This is a genomic window from Nocardia sp. NPDC004278 (assembly GCF_053602975.1).
The window spans coordinates 60,321-82,902 of record NZ_JBSGEQ010000033.1; the positions used below are offsets into that span (position 1 = coordinate 60,321).

General features: G+C 67.0%; 16 protein-coding genes. 10 read left to right on the forward strand and 6 right to left on the reverse strand.

The window, feature by feature from the left end; translation table 11 throughout:
• Positions 1-50 precede the first annotated feature (50 nt).
• Entirely contained in the window at positions 51-2,234 is a 2,184-nt protein-coding gene (locus tag ACWEO2_RS35230; RefSeq protein WP_452409317.1) for an acyltransferase family protein, read from the forward strand.
• Positions 2,235-2,245: 11 nt separating this feature from the next.
• On the opposite strand, the gene ACWEO2_RS35235 is transcribed toward ACWEO2_RS35230, so the two are convergent.
• Positions 2,246-3,469: an aminotransferase family protein gene (locus tag ACWEO2_RS35235; protein WP_452409318.1), complete on the reverse strand. Its 1,224-nt coding sequence runs from the start codon at positions 3,467-3,469 to the stop codon at positions 2,246-2,248.
• A gap of 448 nt (positions 3,470-3,917) precedes the next feature.
• Here ACWEO2_RS35235 and ACWEO2_RS35240 point away from each other — a divergent pair, with 448 nt between their 5' ends.
• The 4 genes from ACWEO2_RS35240 to ACWEO2_RS35255 all read left to right on the forward strand — a co-directional run bounded on the left by ACWEO2_RS35240 (position 3,918) and on the right by ACWEO2_RS35255 (position 11,180).
• Positions 3,918-4,763: a patatin-like phospholipase family protein gene (locus tag ACWEO2_RS35240; protein ID WP_452409319.1), complete on the forward strand. Its 846-nt coding sequence runs from the start codon at positions 3,918-3,920 to the stop codon at positions 4,761-4,763.
• A 128-nt stretch (positions 4,764-4,891) separates the two neighbouring features.
• Positions 4,892-6,148, forward strand: a complete 1,257-nt coding sequence (locus ACWEO2_RS35245) for an MFS transporter (protein ID WP_452409320.1) — start codon at positions 4,892-4,894, stop codon at positions 6,146-6,148.
• Positions 6,149-6,413: 265 nt separating this feature from the next.
• Positions 6,414-10,781 (forward strand): ATP-dependent RNA helicase HrpA, encoded by a 4,368-nt coding sequence (gene hrpA, locus ACWEO2_RS35250; RefSeq protein ID WP_452409321.1) that lies wholly within the window; start codon positions 6,414-6,416, stop codon positions 10,779-10,781.
• Positions 10,782-10,868: 87 nt separating this feature from the next.
• Positions 10,869-11,180: a hypothetical protein gene (locus tag ACWEO2_RS35255; RefSeq protein ID WP_452409322.1), complete on the forward strand. Its 312-nt coding sequence runs from the start codon at positions 10,869-10,871 to the stop codon at positions 11,178-11,180.
• Positions 11,181-11,189: 9 nt separating this feature from the next.
• Here the strand turns inward: ACWEO2_RS35255 and nrdR are convergent, their stop codons facing one another.
• The 3 genes from nrdR to ACWEO2_RS35270 all read right to left on the reverse strand — a co-directional run bounded on the left by nrdR (position 11,190) and on the right by ACWEO2_RS35270 (position 13,688).
• Complete coding sequence (gene nrdR, locus ACWEO2_RS35260; protein WP_063038396.1) at positions 11,190-11,666, reverse strand: transcriptional regulator NrdR; 477 nt, start codon at positions 11,664-11,666, stop codon at positions 11,190-11,192.
• Between the two features lie 174 nt (positions 11,667-11,840).
• On the reverse strand, positions 11,841-13,094 hold the full coding sequence (locus ACWEO2_RS35265) for a hypothetical protein (RefSeq protein WP_452409323.1): 1,254 nt from the start codon (positions 13,092-13,094) through the stop codon (positions 11,841-11,843).
• Positions 13,095-13,247: 153 nt separating this feature from the next.
• On the reverse strand, positions 13,248-13,688 hold the full coding sequence (locus tag ACWEO2_RS35270; protein WP_452409324.1) for a hypothetical protein: 441 nt from the start codon (positions 13,686-13,688) through the stop codon (positions 13,248-13,250).
• 225 nt (positions 13,689-13,913) lie between these two features.
• On the opposite strand from ACWEO2_RS35270, the gene lexA reads away from it, so the two are divergent.
• Positions 13,914-14,624 (forward strand): transcriptional repressor LexA, encoded by a 711-nt coding sequence (lexA, locus tag ACWEO2_RS35275; protein WP_355186942.1) that lies wholly within the window; start codon positions 13,914-13,916, stop codon positions 14,622-14,624.
• Between the two features lie 49 nt (positions 14,625-14,673).
• On the opposite strand, the gene ACWEO2_RS35280 is transcribed toward lexA, so the two are convergent.
• Both ACWEO2_RS35280 and ACWEO2_RS35285 read right to left on the reverse strand, forming a co-directional pair.
• Positions 14,674-15,963, reverse strand: a complete 1,290-nt coding sequence (locus ACWEO2_RS35280) for a DUF445 domain-containing protein (RefSeq protein ID WP_452409325.1) — start codon at positions 15,961-15,963, stop codon at positions 14,674-14,676.
• A gap of 212 nt (positions 15,964-16,175) precedes the next feature.
• On the reverse strand, positions 16,176-17,813 hold the full coding sequence (locus ACWEO2_RS35285; protein ID WP_452409326.1) for a carboxylesterase/lipase family protein: 1,638 nt from the start codon (positions 17,811-17,813) through the stop codon (positions 16,176-16,178).
• Positions 17,814-17,965: 152 nt separating this feature from the next.
• Here ACWEO2_RS35285 and ACWEO2_RS35290 point away from each other — a divergent pair, with 152 nt between their 5' ends.
• Genes ACWEO2_RS35290 through ACWEO2_RS35305 form a run of 4 tightly spaced genes read left to right on the forward strand, consistent with a single transcriptional unit; the run spans position 17,966 to position 22,566 of the window.
• Positions 17,966-19,309, forward strand: a complete 1,344-nt coding sequence (locus tag ACWEO2_RS35290) for a cytochrome P450 (protein WP_452409327.1) — start codon at positions 17,966-17,968, stop codon at positions 19,307-19,309.
• Positions 19,306-20,205, forward strand: a complete 900-nt coding sequence (locus ACWEO2_RS35295; protein ID WP_452409328.1) for an alpha/beta fold hydrolase — start codon at positions 19,306-19,308, stop codon at positions 20,203-20,205. Before ACWEO2_RS35290 ends, ACWEO2_RS35295 begins: the two co-directional genes overlap by 4 nt.
• Positions 20,189-21,046, forward strand: coding sequence for an SDR family NAD(P)-dependent oxidoreductase (locus ACWEO2_RS35300; RefSeq protein WP_452409329.1), 858 nt, complete (start codon positions 20,189-20,191; stop codon positions 21,044-21,046). Before ACWEO2_RS35295 ends, ACWEO2_RS35300 begins: the two co-directional genes overlap by 17 nt.
• Positions 21,047-21,054: 8 nt before the next feature.
• On the forward strand, positions 21,055-22,566 hold the full coding sequence (locus ACWEO2_RS35305; protein WP_452409330.1) for a flavin-containing monooxygenase: 1,512 nt from the start codon (positions 21,055-21,057) through the stop codon (positions 22,564-22,566).
• Positions 22,567-22,582: the final 16 nt, after the last annotated feature.

The following is a 22,582-nucleotide window of genomic DNA, read 5'->3' on the forward strand; positions in this document are numbered from 1 at the left end:
TCGAATGTCGTTGCGACAATAGCCGAAAATAGTTGGTAAGAATGCGTCCCATGACAGGGACCGCCTCCAGCGAATTGATAGTTCGGCAGGCCGACTCGAACGACCGGATAGACGACGGGCGGCCTGCGCGGGCGGAATTTCGTGCTGACGTCGAGGGGCTGCGTGCGGTCGCGGTGCTGGCCGTCGTCGTATTTCATGCGGGTGCGCCTGATGTCAGTGGTGGGTTTGTCGGTGTCGACGTTTTCTTCGTCATCTCTGGGTTTCTTATCACCGGGATGTTGTGGCGTGAGGTGGCGGTTACCGGCACGATCGGGCTTGCGCGGTTCTATGGCGCTCGGGCGCGCAGGTTGCTGCCTGCCGCGGGCATCGTGTTGGTGGCGACTGCGGTCGCTGCGGCGATGCTGTTGCCTCCGTTGCAGGTTCGCGAGGTGCTCGGCGACGGGATTGCCAGTGCGTTGTACGCGGGAAACTATCGGCTTGCCCTGCACGGCACCGACTATCTCGCCGCGGATACGCCGCCTTCGCCGTTTCAGCACTACTGGTCGCTCGGGGTGGAGGAACAGTTCTATTTGTTGTGGCCTGCGCTGATCATCGGCATCGCCTGGTTCGTGCAGCGCCGCCGCAGGCCAGGGGCGCACGCCTCGCCGGTTCCGTATCTGCTTGTCCTCGCGGTGGTTGCCGCGGTGTCGTTCGCGGTTTCGCTGGCCTGGACCAGCACGCTGCCGTCGTGGGCGTTCTTCGCGCTACCCGCACGGGGGTGGGAGCTGGCTCTCGGCGGCATCGTGGCGCTCTCGGTCCCCGTATGGCGCCGATTTCCGGCACCGCTGGCCACCGTCGCCGGGTGGCTCGGGCTGGCATTGATCGTCCTGAGTTGCACGCACTTGGACGGGCGGACACCGTATCCCGGTACCGCGGCGCTGCTGCCCGTGCTGGGCGCCGCGCTGATCGTCGCTGCGGGCTGTGCCGCACCCCGGCTCGGAGTCGGTCGCGCACTGTCGGTGGCTCCGCTGCGGGCGCTCGGTCGTCTTTCCTACTCCTGGTATCTCTGGCACTGGCCGGTGCTGCTGCTTGCGCCACGGCTGGTCGGTCACCAACTCGATGCGGTCGGCTCGGTGGGCGCGGTCGTCACGGCCGGTGGCCTCGCCATGCTCACGCTGTGGCTCGTCGAGGATCCCGCCCGTTTCGCGGCGCCGCTGCGGCATTCGGCCACGCTCAGCCTCGCGGGCGGCGGTGTCGTCACCGCGGTCGCCGTCATCGTTGGGGTGGTGCTGCTCGCGCTCGTGCCCGTACCGGTGGGCCGTGGCGCGGCGGCCGAGGCCCTTACTGTGGCAGCGCCGGGCGCGCCGCCGTCGGAAGCCGTCGATCCGCAGGACGCGGCGGTTCAGCAGCTGACCGCGCAGGTGCAGGCCGCCGTTGCGGCATCGGCCGAATCGCATTCGATTCCGTCGAATCTCTCCCCTGCGCTCGCCGACGCCGCTGCCGACAAGGCGGCGGTGTTCGGAAATGGTTGTGTGCGTTCCTGGCTCGATGTCGGACAGCCCGAGTGCGCTTCGGGCGATCTCGGATCGGCGAGCACGGTGGCACTGGTGGGCGATTCGCACGCCGCGATGTGGAGCCCGGCATTCGAGCAGATCGCCGAGCAGCGGCATTGGCGCCTGGAGACGATGAGCAAGGTCACCTGCCCGCTGATGGAACTGCCCATCACCAGCCCCTACCTGGGCCGGGAATACACCGAATGTGTGCAGTGGCGCCACCAGATCATGGCCCGGCTGCAGGCCGAGCATCCGCGGCTGATCGTGCTGAGCATGTCCCGGCGATACGGCGGCGACTTCGGATTCACCACCTACGACCAAGCCTGGATCGATAGCCTATCCGGCCTGACCACACAGCTGCGCGCGACCGGCGCGAATGTCCTTGTCCTCGGGCCGATTCCGGATCCGCACAGCACCGTGCCGACCTGCCTGTCCGACCATCTGGACGACGCGCTGGCCTGCTCCCCGCCACGGCCGGTCGCCGTGAACGACGCGGGCATCGCAGCCGAACGGGCCGCGACGACGGCGGGCGACGGGCAGTACGCCGACCTCACCGCGCTGTTCTGCACCACCGACCGCTGCCCGCTCATCACCCGCAACAACCTGATCTACCGGGACGACAATCACCTGACGGTCGCCTACGCCAAGTCGCTCGCGCCGATCGCTGCCGCGCTGGCCGACCGCGCCCTCGCCCGCGGCTGAACCCCGGCCAGCTAGCCCAGAGCGCGGGTGAATCCCTCGGCGAGTTCGTCGACCTGGTCGTCGGTCATCACGAACGACGGCGAGATCTGCATGGCGCCCTGGCCGGCCGCACGTCCCGAGATGCCGTGTTCCCGGAGGGTTTTCACCAGCGGCAGCCCCTCGGAGGGATCGGCGAGCTGGATCGCGGCGACCGCGCCGAGACCGCTGCGTACCTCGGCGACGCGCGGGTGATCCGCGAGCGGGGCGAGCTTTTCGTGCAGAGTGGATTCCAGGCGCTTCGCCTCGTCCAGCAACCCCTCGCGTTCGACGATGGCCAGATTGGCCAGGGCCGCGGCGGCGGCTCCGGCGTGGCCGCCGTAGGTGTAGCCGTGCCGCCACCAGACGCCGCCGCTGAAGAAGGGAGCGGCGATATGGGGGGCGATGAAGACCGCGCCCATCGGGACATAGCCGGAGGTCAGGCCCTTTGCGGTGGTCATCAGGTCGGGTTCGAGATCGAAACGGGATGCAGCGAACCAGGATCCGCCGATGCGGCCGAAGCCGGTGACGACCTCGTCGATCACGAAGAGGATGTCGTGGTCGCGGCAGATGCGGCGGACCTCGGCGAGGTAGCCCTCCGGCGGCAGATACACCCCACCCGCGCCGATAATGGGTTCACAGAAGAAGGCGGCGATGCGCTCTGCGCCGATCTCTTCGATGAGCGCGAGCAGCGCCTTCGCATCGTCCCATGCGACGGTGCGGGCATCGGGCATCAACTCGCCATAACCCTCCCGGTTGACCGGGATACCCGCCAAAGCCGTTCCCGCGACATGCATTCCGTGATAGGCGCGCTGACGTCCGACCACAATCGTCTTATCCGGGCGACCGAGCTCGTGCCAGTAGCGGCGGGCGAGTTTCGCGGCGGTGTCCACCGAATCCGAACCACCGGAGGTGAAGAAGATCTTGCTGCCGGGCACCGGTGCGATGCTCGCCAGCTTCTCCGCCAATTCCTGGGTGGCGGGTTCGGTGATATCACCGAAGTTCGAGTAGTGCGCGACCGTGCGCAGTTGCTCGGCCACCGCGTCGGCGATCTCCGTGCGACCGTGCCCGACATTGGTGAACCACAGCCCGGCCGTCGCGTCCAGATACCTGGTACCCGCCTGGTCGTAGACGTAGGCACCCGCACCGCGCGCGACGACGAACGCACCGTCGCGTTCGACGGCGCCCATATCGGCGAACCCGTGCCATAACGCACCCATATCAACCACCTCTACCTCGACGACCACATCACTTCGTCCGCACTGCACCGGTCGCTGCCCGATGCGCCGAACGCGACCACCGCGAGTGCGAACAGCGCGAACCCGATGACCGGGACCACCGGGCCGATCGCCGTCGACACCTGTCCCCGTTGGCACGGATCGTGAACGGGTACCTATACCAGTCGACGATCGGCCCACGGATCAGGGTGTACGCACCGCAGCCGGGCGGGTGGACCGGCCAGCAAGCGATCAGCCGCCCGGAAACGCCCAGCACGACCGGCGCCAGCACCCGATCCACGACCATCACGATAGGCATGAACCGGTGCGCCACCTCATCCACCCACCTCTGTTCGTCCCAGCGGGCGATATGGGCGAGCAGCACCCGCGAACGCGAAGCGCAGCCGCCGCAATGTCAGCCATCACTCGATCGGACCGTAATGTCGGTGCGGTGGAACAGTTTCCGAGTCGGGCGCTGGTATTGGGCGCCGGTGGTGTCGCCGGAACCGCCTGGATGGCCGGTCTGGCCGCCGGATTGCGTCAGCACGGCATCGATCTCGCCGCCGCCGACCTGATCGTCGGCACCTCCGCGGGCGCGATCGTCGGCGCGGTCCTCGCTTCCGGCCGAGATCCGGGCGAACTCGCCGAACCCCGGCAATCTGCGCCGTCCGACCCGCAACTACCTGCGCCCGACCCGCGCGCGCTTGGCCGCGTGTTCGCGGTCCTCGGCGATAGCGAAACGGCACCGGAGCTCAGGCGGCGACGGGTCGGCGAGATTGCGCTCGAGATGAGCGCCGAACACGATGCCGTCCATGTCGAGCGCATGCGAACCCTGATCGGCTCGGCACAGTGGCCGGACCGATTGCTGGTCGTCGCCGTCGAGGCCAGTTCGGGCCAGCGCCGAGTCTTCGACCAACGCGATGCCGCCGCACTGCCGGACGCTGTGGTCGCCAGTCGCGCGATGCCCGGCGTCTACCCGCCCATGACCATCGGCAACCGTCGCTTCATGGACGGTGGCATGTACTCCGCCACAAATGCGGATCTGGCCGCCGGGGCCGAACTTCTCGTCACCCTTCATCCACTGGCACACCTGTTTTCGACCACCGCCCTCGACGCAGAACTGCAATCCGCGCGGCCCGGAGAGTCATCGGTAATCACCCCGGACCAACGATCGATCGATGCCTTCGGCGGCGACCTGCACGACCGTGCACACTGGATACCGTCCTTCCGAGCCGGATTCGCCCAAGCGGATGCGGAAGCCACACGCCTCCAAGGGATCTGGCCGACCGCGCGGTAGCCTGAGGAAAGCTCGCGGACGGTGTGCTCGATGACCGGCTTCTCGCCGACCGGGAGCATCTCCTTGGGGATTTGCTCGTGGTCGAAGGCCGGTCGACTCGGGCCCGAGGCCCGACCGCCGGGAGGAATATGACGATCAGCGAACCCGTTCGAGCCCGGTATCCGCTCCTTTCATCCTCCGGCTTCCTGTGGTTCTGGTCCGCCGACAGCGTGTCGATGGTCGGTACCTACATCACGGCGCTGGCGCTACAGGTGCTCGCGGTCGAAACGCTGCGGGCATCGCCCATCGAGCTCGGCGTGCTGGGGGCCGCGCGCTGGCTGCCGTATCTGCTCTTCGGTTTGATCGCCGGAGTGCTCGTCGATCGGTATCGGCGGCGGCCGGTGCTGGTGGCCGCCGATCTGGTGCGGGCGGGTTTGCTCGCGCTCATCCCGCTGTCGGCGGCGACAGGCGTGCTGAGCATGCCGGTCTTGATCGCGGTCGTACTGGTGTTCGGCACGGTGTCCCTGGCCTACGACGCCGCACATCAGTCGTTTCTGCCGACTCTGGTGCCACCGGAACTGCTCACCCCCGCCAATGCCCGGCTGGAACAGTCCTCGGCGGTGGCGCAGACCTGCGGGCCGGTCATCGGCGGTTGGCTGGTCCGGATCGTCGGCGCACCGCTGGCGATCCTGGTGGACGCGGTGTCGTATCTGCTCTCCGGGCTGATCGTGGCGCGGCTGCGCGTGGCCGAGCAATCCGATACGCCGCAGGACCGGAATCTGCGCAAGGAACTGCGCGAGGGGCTGAGGTGGGTGTACGGGCATCGGATGCTCGCCCCGCTCGCCATCGCTTCACACGGCTGGTTCTTTTTCAGCGCGGTGGTGTCAACGGTGTACGTGCTCTTCGTAATCGACGAACTCGGCTTCGACGCTTCCGCCCTCGGACTGAGTTTTGCATTCGGCGGCGTCGGTGCTGTGGCCGGGTCATCGGTCGCCGACCGCGCCGGTCGCCGATTCGGTATGGGGCCGGTGATCATCGGCTGCCGATGGCTGACGCCCATGGGATATGCGCTGATCCCGTTGGCGCACAACGGAGCTGCAGGTCTGATACTGCTGTGCTCCGCCCAGTTCCTCTTCGGTCTCTCCATCGGCGTCAGCAGTCCGCTCGAAATGGGCTACCGACAAGCCGTCACTCCCGACCGTCTGCTCGGCCGGATGAATGCGACCATGCGCTCATTGAACCGGGCCGCGATCGTGATCGGCGCACCGACAGGAGGCGTGCTGGCCGCGTGGCTCGGCATTCGGTGGACCCTGTGGATCGCGGTGATCGGGCTGCTGATCTCGGCGATCGCATTCACCGGATCGGAATTCCGTCATGCCCGATCGGGAGCGGACCTGCCCGGCTGATCACGGTCGCATCGGCGGTCGACCTGCACCGAGCGCGGCGACGGCGCGAAGACGCCGGTGCGGAGGACCAGGCCGATGACGAGGGAGAGCCAGCCCTGCTGACGAGGATCGTTGAACGGGCGGATCTTCCCAGATCAGAACCGCTGCGATCGGTGCGCCGAGCCGGTCGACAAACGTCGTCACCACCCCGGTCGCGGGTGTGCGCACCGGATGCTCACGCCCGCCTCGGATTCGACGCGCCGGTTTCGCTACCCTGGTGAACGCAATGACCAGGACAACCGACGCGAATCTCCGCGAGCTCCGGACCCGCCTGGCCGCCGTAACGCTCCGCGATGAACACCGGTTGCGCCGAAGCCTGGACCGGGCCCGCGGCGGCGATCTCACCGGTATCGCGGCCGAGATCGCGGCGGCCGAGCAGCGCGTCGAGGCTCGCCGCGCCGCGGTACCCGAAATCCGCTATCCCGAGCAGCTACCCGTCTCCGCGCGCCGCGAAGATATCGCCAAGGCGATCATGGAGAACCAGGTCGTGATCGTGGCGGGCGAGACCGGATCGGGTAAGACCACCCAGATTCCGAAGATCTGCCTGGAACTCGGCCGGGGCATTCGCGGCACCATCGGACATACCCAGCCGCGTCGGCTGGCCGCGCGCACCGTCGCCGAGCGCATCGCCGAAGAGTTGGACACCGAACTCGGCGACGTCGTCGGCTATACGGTGCGCTTCACCGATCAAGCCTCCGATCGCACGCTCATCAAGCTGATGACCGACGGCATCCTGCTCGCCGAAGTCCAGCGCGACCGGCTGCTGCGCCGCTACGACACGATCATTATCGATGAGGCGCACGAGCGCAGCCTCAATATCGACTTCCTGCTCGGCTATCTGAAGCAATTGCTGCCGCGCCGACCGGATCTCAAGGTGATCATCACCTCGGCGACCATCGATCCGGAGTTGTTCGCGCGGCACTTTGCGAAGCAAACAGACGACTCGAGCGCGAAGCAAACAGACAACCCGAGCGCGGACGAATCGGGCACTCCCGCACCGATTGTCGAGGTTTCCGGCCGATCGTATCCGGTACAGATCCGCTACCGGCCGCTAGCGCTGGAACTACCCGGCAGCGCCGATGAAGACGACGAGGACACCCGGATCGTGGATCGCGACCCGGTCGATGCCATCGGCGACGCGGTGCGCGAACTGTTCGCCGAGGGCGACGGCGATGTGCTGGTGTTCCTATCCGGCGAACGGGAGATCCGCGATGCCGCGGATGCGTTGCGCGACTTGAAGATTCCGCGCACCGAGATCCTGCCGCTATACGCGCGCCTGTCGACCGCCGAGCAGCATCGGGTATTCGCCCCGCATAACGGTCGACGAGTCGTCTTGGCCACCAATGTCGCCGAGACCTCGCTGACCGTCCCCGGTATCCGGTACGTCGTCGACCCGGGTACCGCGCGCATCTCCCGCTACTCGATGCGCACCAAGGTGCAGCGCCTACCCATCGAAGAGGTTTCCCAGGCCTCGGCCCGACAGCGCGCCGGACGCTGCGGCCGGGTCGCCGACGGCATCTGCATCCGGCTGTACTCCGAGGACGATTTCGAATCCCGGCCCGCCTTTACCGAACCGGAGATCCTGCGGACCAATCTGGCCGCCGTCATCCTGCAGATGACCGCACTCGGCCTCGGCGATATCGAGAAGTTCCCGTTCGTGGAGGCGCCGGACCGCAGGGCGATCCGAGACGGTATCGCGCTGCTGGAGGAGTTGGGCGCACTCGCGCCACGCGCCACCGCGACACCCGCGCGGCGCGCCGCCGAACCGGACGTTGTCGAGAAGACCAACACCAGCACGACTCCGGGACAGCGCGGCGCCGATAGCGTTGCGGGCAAACAGATCCGAGCTGACGAATCCACCGACACACGGTCCGATGCGACGCTGACACTCACTCCGACCGGTCGCGAGATGGCGCAACTGCCGGTCGATCCCCGCATGGCACGGATGCTCGTCGAGGCGCAGCGCAATGGCTGTCTGGCCGATGTGCTGATTATTGTGGCCGCGCTGTCCATTCAGGATGTGCGCGAGCGGCCCGCGGACCAGCAGCAGGCCGCCGATACCAAACATGCGAGGTTCGTGGTCGAGGGCTCGGATTTCCTGGCCTACCTACGGTTGTGGGAGTACCTGAACGAGCAACGTAAGTCGCTGTCGTCCAATCAGTTCCGGCGCATGTGCCGCGAGGAGTTCCTGCACTACCTGCGGATCCGGGAGTGGCAGGATCTACACGGACAGTTGCGGACCATCACGCGGGGGCTCGGGTGGTCGACGCATGGCGATGGCTCGAATGGCGACGAAACCGGTTTGCGCCGTGGACGATTCGGCGGGTCGGACAGTTCCGCCCCGGCTCGGGCCAGCGGCGGAGACTCCAGCGGCGGACGGCGCGGGACCGACTCGTCTGCTGCGAACCCATCCGGCACTGGCGCGAGCCGTCGTCGCGGTCGCGCACGCGCTGGCGCGGCGTCGGCAGCGCAGGCGACCCGAGGCGGACGTGTCGCCGAGCCCGCACCGCAGGCAGCGTCGCTCGAAAACGATGGCACCCCATGGGATTCGACCGCGATCCACCAGGCACTGCTGGCAGGCATGCTCTCCCATATCGGCGTCCGAGAGGCCGAATCGCGCGAATTCCTCGGCGCGCGCAATGCCAAGTTCATGATCTTCCCGGGCTCCTCCCTGGCGAAGAAGCCGCCCCGCTGGGTGATGGCCGCCGAACTCGTCGAAACCTCGCGGCTCTGGGGCCGGATGGCGGCGCGGGTGGAACCCGAATGGGCCGAGCGCCTCGCCGGTGATCTGGTGAAACGCACCTACTCCGAACCGCATTGGTCGTCCAAGCGCGGTGCGGCGCGAGCCTATGAGCGGGTCACGCTGTACGGCGTTCCGCTGGTCGTCAGCCGCGCCGTCGATTACGGCCGTATCGATCCGGAGCTGTCGCGCGAACTGTTCATCCGGCATGCGCTGGTACAGGGTGAATGGCAGACCAGGCACGAGTTCTTCCACCGCAATCGCGAACTCCTCGACGACGTCGCCGATCTGGAGCACCGCGCCCGCCGCCGCGACATCCTCGTCGATGACGAGGTGCTCTTCGAGTTCTACGACAAGCGCCTGCCCGCCGATATCGTCTCGGTGCGCCATTTCGACAGCTGGTGGCGCAACGCCAAGCGCAAAGATCCCGCGCTGCTGGACTTCTCGACCGAGACCGTGGTCAATGAGGCGGCCGCGGTCCTGGATCCGACCGACTTCCCGGATGCCTGGCGCCAGGGCGAGCTGAGCTTCCCGCTCACCTACCAATTCGAGCCCGGCAATGACGATGACGGCGTCACGGTGCGGATACCGGTCGAACAACTGGCGCATGTGCGCGCCGTCGGCTTCGACTGGCTGGTCCCGGGCATGCGCGAAGAGCTGGCCACCGCACTGATCAAGACACTGCCGAAGGCATTGCGCCGCACCGTCGTTCCCGCACCGGACTTCGCCGCGGCCGCACTCGCCGCACTCACCCCGCGCGCCGAACCCCTGCGCACCGGCCTGGCGCGAGAACTGTCGCGCCTCGGTTCGGTCACCATCGCGGCGAGCGATCTCGACCCCGCCGCGCTCCCCGACCATCTGCGCATGACCTTCGCCGCGATCGATGCCTCCGGCACGACAATGGCCCGAGGCAAGAATCTTGCTCAGCTGAAAACCAAACTGTCCGAACAGGTTTCCGCCTCGGTCGCCCGTGCGACCGCGGGCGCCGAGCGCGCCCCCGCCACGGTGTGGACCTCGGAATCGCTCGGGACGGTCGCACCGACGGTGCGCAGCGAGGTCGCCGGACAGACGGTCACCGGTTATCCGGCACTGGTGCCCGAGGGTGAGGGTGTCGCGGTCCGGGTGCTCAGCTCGCCCGCCGAACAGGCCGCCGCCATGCGAGCCGGCACGCGCACCCTGGTGCTGGCCGCCATGCCGACCTCGGTCCGTACCGTCACCGCGAGTCTGCGGCCGCAGGATCGGCTGGCGCTGAGCCAGAATCCGTACGGTTCGCTCGACCTACTCATCGAGGACTGCCGCGCCGCCGCCGCTGACGAACTGATCGCCGCCGCCGGTGGCCCGGTGCGCAGTCCGGACCAATTCGATGCCCTGGTCGCGCGGGTCCGCCCCGAATTCGTCTCCGCCGTTGCCCGCATCGTGCGCCTCGCAGTGCCGATTCTGGCCGGGGCACACCAGGTTTCGTCCATCCTCGCGGAGACTTCCGAACGCGATATCGCCGACGATGTCCGCCACCAACTCGACGACCTCGTCTTCCCCGGATTCATTTCGGAATGGGGCGGCACGCGTCTGCGCGAACTCCCCCGCTACCTCCAGGCCGCGCGCATCCGCCTCGAATCACTGCCCGGATCCGCCGTCCGCGACCGCCAGGGCACGGTCGAGATCGACCGCGCCCTCACCGCCTACGACCGCCTCGTCAACGCCCTGCCCGACACTCGCAAAGACGCCCCCGACGTCACCGAGATCTGGTGGATGATAGAGGAATTCCGGGTGAGCCTGTTCGCCCAGAAATTGGGCACACCCTACCCGGTCTCCACCAAGCGCATCGAAAGGGCGATCGCCGCCATCCGCCGCTGACGCCCGGCGAAACTCCCGGTACCGGTAGTTCTGGGGGCGCGACGAGGTGCCGATACGCGGCTACTGTCGCCGGACATGGTGGCGCGCATGAGCATTGCGGCCGCTGACCACATCCGCCGCGCGCCGGAAGCCGCCTCGGCAGTCCGGCGCGAATTCTCGAAAGAAGAGTTCGCTATGCGGAAATCCCTCGCAGCGATCCTCGCCGTATGTGCCGTCACGCTCGCCCCGGTGGCGGCCGCTTCCGCGGAGCCGGCGACATCGCAGCCAGCGCCGGTCCGCGCCGACAGCGACCTGCTGCGACAGCTGGTCCGTCTGCTCGACACCGGATCGGTCACCATCTGCCCCGGGCAGGCGATGGGCAGCTTCGGCTGCTCCTGCCCGCCGGGCATCTGCCTATAAGCGGGGTGGTCAGTCCGCGCTGGCCGCGACGGTCGCTTCCTCGCGATGTTTGCGCAGGTCGGCGATTTCGCGTTCGAAGTCGTCGGCCGAGGTGAAGGAGCGGTAGACCGAGGCGAAGCGCAGGTAGGCCACCTCGTCCAGATCGCGCAGCGGGCCGAGGATGGCCAGGCCGACCTCGTGGCTGGGGACCTCGGGGGAACCCTTGGCACGCACCGCGTCCTCCACCTGCTGGGCCAGCAGGTTCAGGGCGTCCTCGGCGACCTCGCGGCCCTGGCAGGCGCGGCGCACACCGCGGATGACCTTTTCCCGGCTGAACGGCTCGGTGACACCGCTGCGCTTGACCACCGATAGGATCGCGGTCTCGACCGTGGTGAATCGTCTCCCACACTGCGGGCAGGAGCGCCGACGGCGGATGGCCGCGCCTTCCTCGGCCTCACGCGAGTCGACGACCCGCGAGTCGGGGTGTCGGCAGTAGGGGCAATGCATCCGAGAGATCCTTCGTCGATGCGCGCGCCCGCGTCCGAATCGGCTCCGGTTCGGCGTTCCGATCCGGCGAGCACGTGTACAGGGGTCTAGACCTATACGTCCATATCGGTTCCAGGATACCCGGGACGGGTCACCAGGCGTCTCACCCGTCCCACCTATCCCGCGCGCGGGCGGTTATCCGAGCTGCCACTGGGTGGTGAGATCGGCGATCAGTTCCGGGATGCGCGCGATCATCCGGCCGTGCGCGAGCTTGTTCCAGAAGGATTCACCGAGCACGACCTCGGCGAAGGGCCGGTTGCTCTCCATATCGATATGGCGCGGCGCCAGGTCGCCCATGATGTAGGTCCAGCGGGTATCGCGGTCGGCCCAGTTGAAGTCCGGCAGCGGGGTGCGCAGCGATACCGTGCGACCGGCGATATCGCCGCCGACGGTCGCGGGCGCGAAGACGCCGGGGGCGCGGACACCGGGAACGGCGGGCTTACCTGCCACGGTGCTCACATAGGTCAGCACCCGACCCATCGTGCCGCGGCCCGTCGAGGTCACGTCCCACTGGTCGACGATGACGCGGTTCTGCTCGCGGTCGGTCATGCGGATCAGCGCATCGATATTGCCGCTCTGCGTGTGGGAATCGATCGACCGCCATGCCGTGCGAATATCGGCATCGATCACCCCTGCGGCATACATTTCGTCGATTCCGGCCATTCCCAGCGCCGCGTAGGCCTCGTGCATCGGGACCAGGTCGGTAAAGATGTGCTTCTGCATGATCATCAGCCGGGTCTGGTACCAGGTGACGTCGTCAGCGCCCAGCCGTGACCCCTCGGTGGCCAGCAGCCGGATATCGGCGGGCACCTCGGCCACCAATTCCGGTGGGGTGCCGCGCAACAGGTCGGCGACCACATCGCCGAGCTGGTGGATGCCAGGCACATCGAGCACCACGCCGATATCGCGGAGGTCGAAGAAGCCCGAGGCGAAGGAGCCGCCCGCGATCCCGGCCAGCCCCGCCCACCAATAATCCTGATGCTGATTCGCCAGCCGGAAGTAGTTGACGTAGACCTGGCTGAAGGTGCGCTGGTTGGCGCGCACGCCGAGCGCCGGATCCCAGGCCGCGAGGTCGATATCGGCATTGCGGGTCGAGACCACCAGCCAATACTGGTGCAGCAGTGTGCCGTAGCGGCTCGGCGGCACCCCGTCAGCCCTGGCCTGGTCGAGCGCGGCGCGCAGTGTCGACTCATCCAGTGGCAGTGCCGGATTCAGGCCACCACCGCCCGCGCCGTCGCCATTGACCGCGGGTAGATCCAGATATGCCTGGTAGGCGGGCGCCGCGTGCGCGGCCGGAATCATGGTGAGGCCGAAGACAAGACAGCTGAGCAGCCCGGCGATTCGGGCGAGAATATGGACAGCGTGTTCGGCGGTGCGGCGATGCGTCATTGCGTGGTGTCCCGAAATCGTTCGTCGGCATAGTTGCCGAGATCACGTTTTCAGGCACAGTAACAACATGTTCTAGTTTGCAATCGACAAATTCGGCCACCCTTCGTGGCGGACCGGCCGGTCATCGTCCGCCACACCGACTTTCAACGAGCGCTATCGCGGCAGACCGATTCCGGCACCGTCCGGAACCGATTGCTGTTCGACCACGGCGGGCACCGGCGCCGGGGTCTCACCACCGAAAGTCCCGGCACGCCAATGCGCCAGCCCGATCAGCGCCGTCACCACCAGCGCGCTCAATAGCGAGGCCACCGCGAGCACCGCGAAGCCGACCTGCGCCTGTTCCACCCGTTCCATCGGATGCGGCACCCGCGCCTGTCGCAGCGCGGGCGTTCGAACCGGACCGCGATCGTAGAGCGCCACCACACCGCCGGGCCTGCTGCCGCGCGGCCGCCGGCCCACCCCGGCCCGTGTGGCATCGAGGGCGCGTACGCCGCCACGATGCGGGCGCCGGACACGCGGAACGGAATCGACACCGAGGTCGATGCCGGACTCGGTTTCCAGGTCGGTGCTCGGGGCGCTGATCGCAGTGCTCATCGGACAAACCTCCGTGACGGGGTGTTGGTGGGTGCTCAGGTATGTCGCGAGACGATGGGAGTAGCCATTCGATCAAGTGTTCGAAGAACTCGTGTTCGATTTCTACCACGCTCCACCGACAAAGTCAGCAGAAAACGCCGACATGCCTCGAACAGATGTTTGATACATCGGCGTGACCGGACTAGATTCGGTAGACGAAATCCATCACACGAAAGGGCGGTTGCGGTGAGCCACACAGACGACACGGGCGACGAGAGCGGAGTTGGCACCGACCCGTCCGGTACCGGGGCGGATCTCACCGTGCGTCAGCGCAAGGTCCTCGAGGTCATCCGCACCTCGGTGAGCGAGCGCGGCTATCCGCCGAGTATCCGCGAGATCGGCGACGCGGTCGGACTCACCTCCACCTCCTCGGTCGCCCATCAGTTGCGCTCCCTCGAGCGCAAGGGCTATTTACGCCGCGATCCGAATCGGCCACGGGCCGTGGATGTTCGCGGCCTCGACGAGGCGGTCCGCGCGGTGACCAGCCTGCCGACCGCCGAGGACGTCGAAACCGGTCGGCCCGTCCCGACCTTCGTGCCCGTCCTGGGCCGGATCGCCGCCGGTGGCCCGATCCTGGCCGAGCAGGCGGTGGAGGATGTCTTTCCGCTGCCGCGCGAACTGGTCGGCGACGGATCGCTGTTCCTGCTCAAGGTCGTCGGTGAATCGATGGTGGACGCCGCGATCTGCGATGGCGACTGGGTGGTCGTGCGCCAGCAGAATGTCGCCGACAACGGCGATATCGTGGCCGCGATGATCGAGGGTGAGGCGACCGTGAAGACGTTCAAGCGCACCGGCAAGGATGTCTGGCTGATGCCGCACAATCCGCTCTTCGAGCCGATCCCGGGTAATGACGCGCAGATCCTCGGCAAGGTCGTCACGGTCATCCGCAAGATCTGAAAATCGTTGGGTTGCGCGGGCCATCGGTCCGCGCAACCGGCGTTCGGCGTCAGTGCAGGAACAGCCCCAGCGGCCACGCCCAGTGATCGAGTGTGATTCGCTCGATGAGCAGAATCTGCAACTCGCCGACGACCCCGCCGAGTACCGCGCCGACCGCGATCGCCGTCGGCTCATCCTCCTTCACTGCGGGGCGCAGCAGATTCTCGAACTGGGCGGGTGAGAGCTCGCCCATCCGTTCGATGACGGTGTTCTCGATATCCATGGCCTGCATCGTGTAGGCGTGCGCCTGCTGGGTGGTGGCCTCAGCGTAGGCGAAAACCCGTTCGGCCGCCGTCGCTTTCAGCTCCCGCCACCGGTCGGTGCCGACGGTCAGGGTGACCAGCGGTTTAGCCAGGCTCGGCGCGGCGTCCGCGGCCCGGTCGACATATTTGGCGGCCAGTTCGAAGACCCGGTCGGCCGCGGGCCCCTTCAGGATGGCGTCGACGATCTTGTCCGGCGTGAGCAGTTCGGCCGCGATCAGATGCGCGTACTGCGGAATCAGTTCGTGCCGGTTCTTCGCGAAGAGTCCGTGCCAGGTGAAGATTCCGAAGTACCGCTTGGGCTCGTGCGGGCGGAACAGCATCTGCAGCCCGATGTAGTCGGTGATCCACCCGTTCACGAACCCGAATACCGGCATCAGCCACGGCTCGCGGAACAGCGCCCACATGATCGCCTGTCCGACGCCGATGAGCAGCCCGAACCAGAAGCCGATCTTCGGAATCATGGTCATCTGCGCCCCGGCGATATCGCGCATCATCCGATTCAGCAGCGCTTTATCCGCGGTCAGATTCGATATGACCATGGCGCGCAGATCGAACAGCCGCACGATATCGCGCTTGGCATCCTCGATGGCCGCAACCGCGTATTTCGGCGTCTCGGACTGGATCAGCCCGATCACCGCGTGCCGGGTCAGCTCCGGCATCGCCTCCCACAGTCCCGGGTAGTAGTCGATCGCCATGGAGCGCACGACATCGTCGACGGCCCGGCGCATCGGCGCCTCGACCTCTTTGATCAGCCGATCCGCGTCGAGTCGGTCGAAGAGTTCCTGCGGCTGCAGCAGATTCGTGCTGATCATGTCGTAGGCGATGCCCGCCATCTTCTCGGCCTGGCGCGGCAGCATCCCCTGCCAGCCCAAGGGAATTCGGCCCAGCCGCACCCCGACGAATTCCAGCGGACGAAACATCATCTCGATGGCGATCAGCTTGGTGAACCACCCGATCCCACCGGCGATCAACGGCATCGACAGATAGATCCACCACCACTGCCGCACATCCGCCACAATCGACGACCACGACTGCACGCCATACCCCACTCTGCATCGAAGATTCGAAGTTTACAGTGTTGTATCACGATGGCAGCGGCGAACTGCATCCCATGACCTCGTATATCCGCTGAGGCCAACGGGATACGAACATTTCGAAGCTCACGTTCGCGGCAGCGAAACAGAACGCCAGCGCGCCAATGACATTCAGTCCGGAGACGGCTCGGACACGAAGGCCCTCCGACCGGCGATCAGCGCGGCAGCAGCGTCATCCAGAAGTCGGCTCGATGGTCGGCGGCATAGGTGTCGATGACGCGGTTTCCACTGGGACGGAAGGACATGACGAGCGGTGCGGCCGGGTCGTAGGCCGGAATCGGTTCGAGGCCAGCCGGATTCGGACTGGTGTCGATGGCGAATCGAGTCCAGTACCTGCGCATTTCACTGGCGAGGCGCTGTTGGTCGGGGGTGAGCACGGCACCGTAGACCCAGCTGAGATCGCGCAGGCTCCACAGCGATATCAGTTCGCTGGCATGGAAGGCGCCGAGCGGGAAGATATTCGGCGGGGCGAGCGGCGCCGGATCATCGAAAGAGTAGACGTAGGTGGCGTTGTGGGTGCTCAGCGCGGCGTACTCGACGATCAGCGCGGTCAGGGTGCGGTCGGTCCAGGCGCGCGAGAGTGCGAGCGCGGGCTGGGGGTAGGCGGCTGCCGGGTAGAGCTGCTCGACGCGGTCGAGTTGCTCCGGCGTCAGGTCGGGCATGGCGGCGGCCAGTGCGTCGCGGTATCCGGCTGCCGTCAGCGGCTTACCGAGTGGCACACCGTATTTCAGGTACACCCAGAGCGCCATCTCGTCATTGTTCGCACCGACGAGGGTGGGCACTGCGGCCAGGGATCCGTTGCGCAATGCCGCCTGCGGGCCGGTCGGCAGGAACGATCCACCGTAGACGGTCGCGGCAATGGGATTGCTCGCCAAGGTGTCGACCGGCAGTGCGCGCAGGCAAGCGGCGGTCTCGGGTCCGGTGCAGCCGAGACGTGCGGCATAGGCGTCGCCGTCGGCCGCCGCCGTCGCGACCGGCACGCCGGCCGAGCACGGGCCGCTCTCCCGGATCGCGGCACGGAACAGTCCACGCGAACTCGGCGCGGCCAACTGCGCGCAGACCGACGCGGCGCCCGCGGACTCGCCCGCGAGGGTCACCTGATCCGGGTCACCGCCGAAGGCCGCGATATTGCGCCGCACCCACTGCAATGCGGCCTGCTGATCCAGAAAGCCGTAGTTCCCGGCCCCGGAGCCGTCGTCGAGTGCGGTGGCGGCGAGGAAGCCGAGCGCGCCGAGGCGGTAGTTGATCGTGACCACAATGACGTCACCGTCACCGTGGGTGATCAGCGGAGCGGCACCGTAGATATCGCCGGAGCCGCTGGTGAAACTGCCGCCGTGGATCCAGACCAGCACCGGCAGCGGGCGCCCGCCGGTCGGCAGGCTGCGCGGTGTCGAAACATTGAGGTACAGGCAGTCTTCCGACTTCGTCGGATTCGCCCCCAGCAGACCGAAGACGCTGTTGTCCTGCGGACAACTCGGCCCGGCCACCGCGGCATCGCGCACACCCGGCCACGATGCGGCCGGAGCTGGTGCCCGCCACCGCAGGTCCCCGACCGGCGGGGCCGCATAGGGAATACCCGCGAACAACCGATGATCCGTGGCCAGCACACCGCGCAGCTGACCGGTTTCGATGGCGACGAGGTCGGCGGCGATCGGCTCGGCCGGAGCCGGTGCCACACCGCTGAGCACGAAGACCGACGCCAGGGCCGCGAACCAGCCGCGAGCCACCGGTCGATCGGGCAGGGCACGCCTACCGAACCACCCGTCCGCTGTCACCCACCGACGCCTGCGCACGGGCCAACGCTAGTCACCCGCACCATCCGAGCGGGCGGTAATCCCCGAAAACAAGGCTTCCGACCGCCCGGACAAAAGTGACCCTTGCCACAGTCGGTACGTGGGCGTACCGTGCTGATGGTACGCAGATGTACCACGCTGGGAGGTGCCGCATGACCACGGTGAAATTGCCCGACGGACCGACTACTCCGGCTCTGTTTCAGGCCGTGGAGGTGATGGCGGGCCGGACCCGTGCCTGGCGCAGGCTGCACGACCGCTATGGCTCGGCATTCACCGTCTACCTACCCAGGTTCGGCCGGATGGTGGTGCTATCCGATCCGGCCGAGGTGAAGGCGCTGTTCACCGCGAGCTCCGATATCGCCGACAATGTCGATGTCAATCTCGGCCAGTTCCTCGGTCCCGGCTCGCTGTTCTCACTGCAGGGCGCCGAACATCGCAAGCAGCGCAAACTGCTCACCCCGCCGTTCCACGGCCGCCGTCTCGCCGTATACGAGGCGCTGATCGAGGAGGAGACGGTCCGCGAACTGGCGACCTGGCCGCAGGGCCAGGAGTTCGCCACGATGGATTCGATGATGCGGATCACCCTGAATGTGATCCTGCGTGCCGTATTCGGTGCCGAGGGCAGGGAATTCGACGAGTTGCGCGAATTGCTGCCCAAACTGGTGCTGGTCGGCTCGGCACTGGCCGCGCTGCCGGTGCCGCGAAAGTTCCTGGGGCGCTTCGGACCTTGGGCCCGCTTCACCGCGCACCGCCGCCACTACGACGAAATCGTCGGCCGCCTCATCGACCGCGCCGCCGCCGACGAACACCTCGCCGACCGCGACGATGTGCTCGCAATGATGCTGCAGGCCCGCTACGACGACGGCACCGCGATGACCCACAGCGAAATCGCCGACGAACTGCTGACCCTGCTCACCGCGGGGCACGAGACCACTGCGACCACACTCTCCTGGACCATCGAGCGGTTGCGCCGCCACCCACAAGTGCTGGCCCGCTTGGTCGCCGAGGTGGACGAGGGTGGTTCGGCACTGCGCGAAGCCACCCTGCTCGAGGTGCAGCGAGTCCGGCCGGTGATCGATGCGACGGCCCGCAAGATCCGTGCGGAGTCCATGCAGCTGGGGCGGTGGACGCTGCCCAAGGGACAGAATGTGCTGGTCTCCATCCGACTCGTGCACGATAACGAGGAGCTGTTCCCCAACGCCCGCGCCTTCGACCCGGACCGCTTCGTCGGGGTCCGGCCCGGCACCTTCAGTTGGATCCCGTTCGGCGGCGGCGCGCGGCGTTGCATCGGCGCGGCATTCGCCACCATGGAGATGAATGTCGTATTGCGCACGCTGCTCAGGGATTTCACGCTCGCACCGACCGATGCGCCGGACGAGCGGACACACTTCCGCGGTGTCGCGCTGGTGCCCGCCAAGAAGGGCCGCGCCGTGGTGTACCGCCGCGCGTCCGTGCCGACCGCTATCGCGGCGCGCACCGAGCAGGTGACGGCGTGAGCGAACAATTCGCCGATGTGGGCCGCGGGGTCACCCTCGCCTACGAGCGCCTCGGCAGCGGCGGCACGCCACTGCTGCTCATCGCGGGGCTCGGTCAGCAACTGCACGATTGGCCCGACGGATTGTGCGATCTGCTCGTCGCACGCGGCTATGACGTCATCCGCTTCGACAATCGCGATGTCGGCAAGTCGACGCACTTCGACTTCTCGCCGCCGGGTCCGCTCGATTTCCTGCGAAAGCGCTGGCACACAGAGCAATACGATCTCAACGATATGGCCGCCGACACGGTAGGTCTGATCGATGCGCTCGAGCTGGGCTCGGTCCATCTGGTCGGCATGTCACTCGGCGGGATGATCGCGCAGACCGTCGCCGCCCGCTATCCGGACCGCGTCGCCTCGCTGACCTCGATCATGTCGACCACGGGTGCGGCAAGGGTGGGACGACCGGCCCTGTCGACTTGGCGGCTGATGTTCGGCCGACCGGCACGCAACCGCACCGAGCACATCGATCGCTCGGTGCGCATGTATCGGCACATCCGCTCGCACGGCTTTCCGTTCGACGAATCCGCGGTGCGCACCGCCGCGGCGACGACCTGGGATCGCGATCCGCATCCGGCGCCAGGGGTGGGCCGTCAACTGGCGGGCATCCTCAAATCCGGTGACCGGACAACCCAACTCGGCACTGTCGTCGCCCCGACCCTGATCCTGCACGGTGACCGCGACCTGATGGTGAACCCGACCGGCGGCACGGTCACCGCGCGCGCCATTACCGGCGCGCGCCTGCACACCCTGCCCGGCATGGGCCACGATCTGCCCGTCGGCCTCCGGCCGACGCTCACCGACCTCATCGACACCCATATCCGCACCGCCAGGAGCACCGATGCCCCGCACCGCTAGGCCGCTGTCCGGCCGTCCCGCCATGATCACCGGCGCCGCCTCCGGCATCGGCCGCAGTCTCGCCCAATTGCTTTCCCGCCGTGGGTCACCGGTGGCGATCGCCGATATCGATGAGACCGGATTGAAGCAGACGGCCTCGTCGCTGCGTGGTCCGGTGCTGACTCGGGTCCTCGATGTGCGCGATGCCGCCGATCAATTGGCCTTCGCCGCAGAGGTGCGCGAATGGCTGACCGAGCCGCTGGCGGCGGTATTCAATAATGCCGGTGTCGCGGTGTCGTCGTCGGTGCTCGACACGGTACCCGAAGACGATGAATGGCTGCGGCAGATCAACTTCGACGGCGTCGTCAATGGCACCCGCGCATTTCTGCCAATTCTGGTCGAACAGGATCAGGGCGTCATCGTGAATACCTCGAGCGTATTCGGATTGGTCGGCATGCCAAACCAAAGTGCCTATTGTGCCGCGAAATTCGCGGTGCGCGGCTTCACCGATGCATTGCGCCAAGAGCTTCGGGGCACCGGGGTATCCGCGGTGAATGTGCATCCGGGCGGAATCACCACCAATATCGCGCGCAATGCCAGGGTCCGCAAGGATCCCGAGGGCCGCGGTCGCTCGCACGAACAGATGGCGGCCGAATTCGAGGCGCTCACCCTGACGTCGCCGGATAAGGCGGCCGAAATCATCTGTCGCGGAGTGGAACGCGGGAAATCCCGCATCCTGGTCGGACCGGACGCCTACATATTCGACGCACTCGCACGCGTGACACCGACCCACTACTACGACATATTCACGGTGCTGGAGCGGCGGCTGCGCGCCCGGGCCGAGGTGGGAGCGACGGTATGAGGGATTCGATGAGGGGTCCTGGCCCGGCGGCGGGTCAGCCCGAGCATTTCGATGTGCTGATCGTCGGCGCCGGCCTGTCGGGCATCGGTGCGGCACACCATCTGCAGACCGCGTTTCCGGGGCGCAGCTACGCAATTCTGGAGGCGCGCACGACAATCGGGGGCACCTGGGATCTGTTCCGCTATCCCGGCGTGCGATCGGATTCCGATATGCACACTCTCGGTTACCGTTTCCGCCCGTGGACGCAGGCCGCGGCCATCGCCGACGGACAGTCGATCCTGGACTACATTCGCGATACCGCGGCCGATGCCGGAATCGATCGGCGAATCCGATTCGGGCACAAGGTCATCGGTGCCTCCTGGTCGACGGCCGAGGCGCGCTGGACGGTAACCGTCGAATGCGACGGCACCACCTCGACGCTCACCTGCGGCTTCCTCTACTCCTGCAGCGGCTACTACCGCTACGACCAGGGCTACACCCCCGACTTCCCCGGAATCGAGGATTTCCGAGGGCAACTGGTGCATCCGCAACAATGGCCCACCGACCTGGACTACGAGGGCAAGCGCGTCGTCGTGATAGGCAGTGGGGCCACGGCGGTGACGCTCGTGCCCGCCATGGCCGAGAAAGCGGCGCAGGTGACCATGCTGCAACGCTCGCCCAGCTACATCATGTCCATACCCACCGAGGACGCGGTGGCCATCCGGCTGCGCGAACGGCTCGGACCACGCCGGGCCTATACGATCACCCGCTGGAAGAACGTGCTCATCAGCACCCTCATCTACCAGCTGAGCCAGCGACGTCCCCGGATGATCCGCAATCTCATCCGCAAGCAGAATGCCGCGCAACTGCCCACCGGCTACGAGGTGGACGTCCACTTCAAACCGACCTACAACCCATGGGATCAACGGCTGTGCCTGGTACCGGATGGGAATCTGTTCGGCGCGATCCGGGCCGGTCGCGCCGCGGTGGTGACCGACCGCATCGACCGGTTCACCGCCGAGGGCCTGCGCTTGAGCTCCGGCGCCGACCTGCCGGCCGATATCGTGGTGACGGCAACCGGTCTGCAATTGCTGGCCTTCGGCGGAATCGAGTTCACCGTAGACGGCCGGGCGATCGCACTACCCGAGACCATGGCCTATAAGGGCATGATGCTCAGCGGTGTCCCCAATTTCGCGTTCACCATCGGCTATACCAATGCGTCCTGGACGTTGAAGGCGGATCTGGTCGGCGAATTCGTCTGCCGACTGCTGCGGCATATGGACGCCAACGGCTACGACCAGTGCGTGCCATGGCCCGATCCGGATATCGAGACGGCACCGCTGTTGGACTTCCAGTCCGGATATGTCCAGCGCTCCATCGACCGGTTCCCGCGGGCGGGTTCGCGGCGCCCCTGGCGGTTGGGCATGAACTACGCCCACGATGTGCTCGCACTGCGCCATGGGCGAATCGAGGACGGCACCATCCGATTCGCGAACCGAACCGCGCTCGGCGAGCCGGTTCCGGTGCGCGTGAGGTCATGATCGCCGTGGCGGCGGG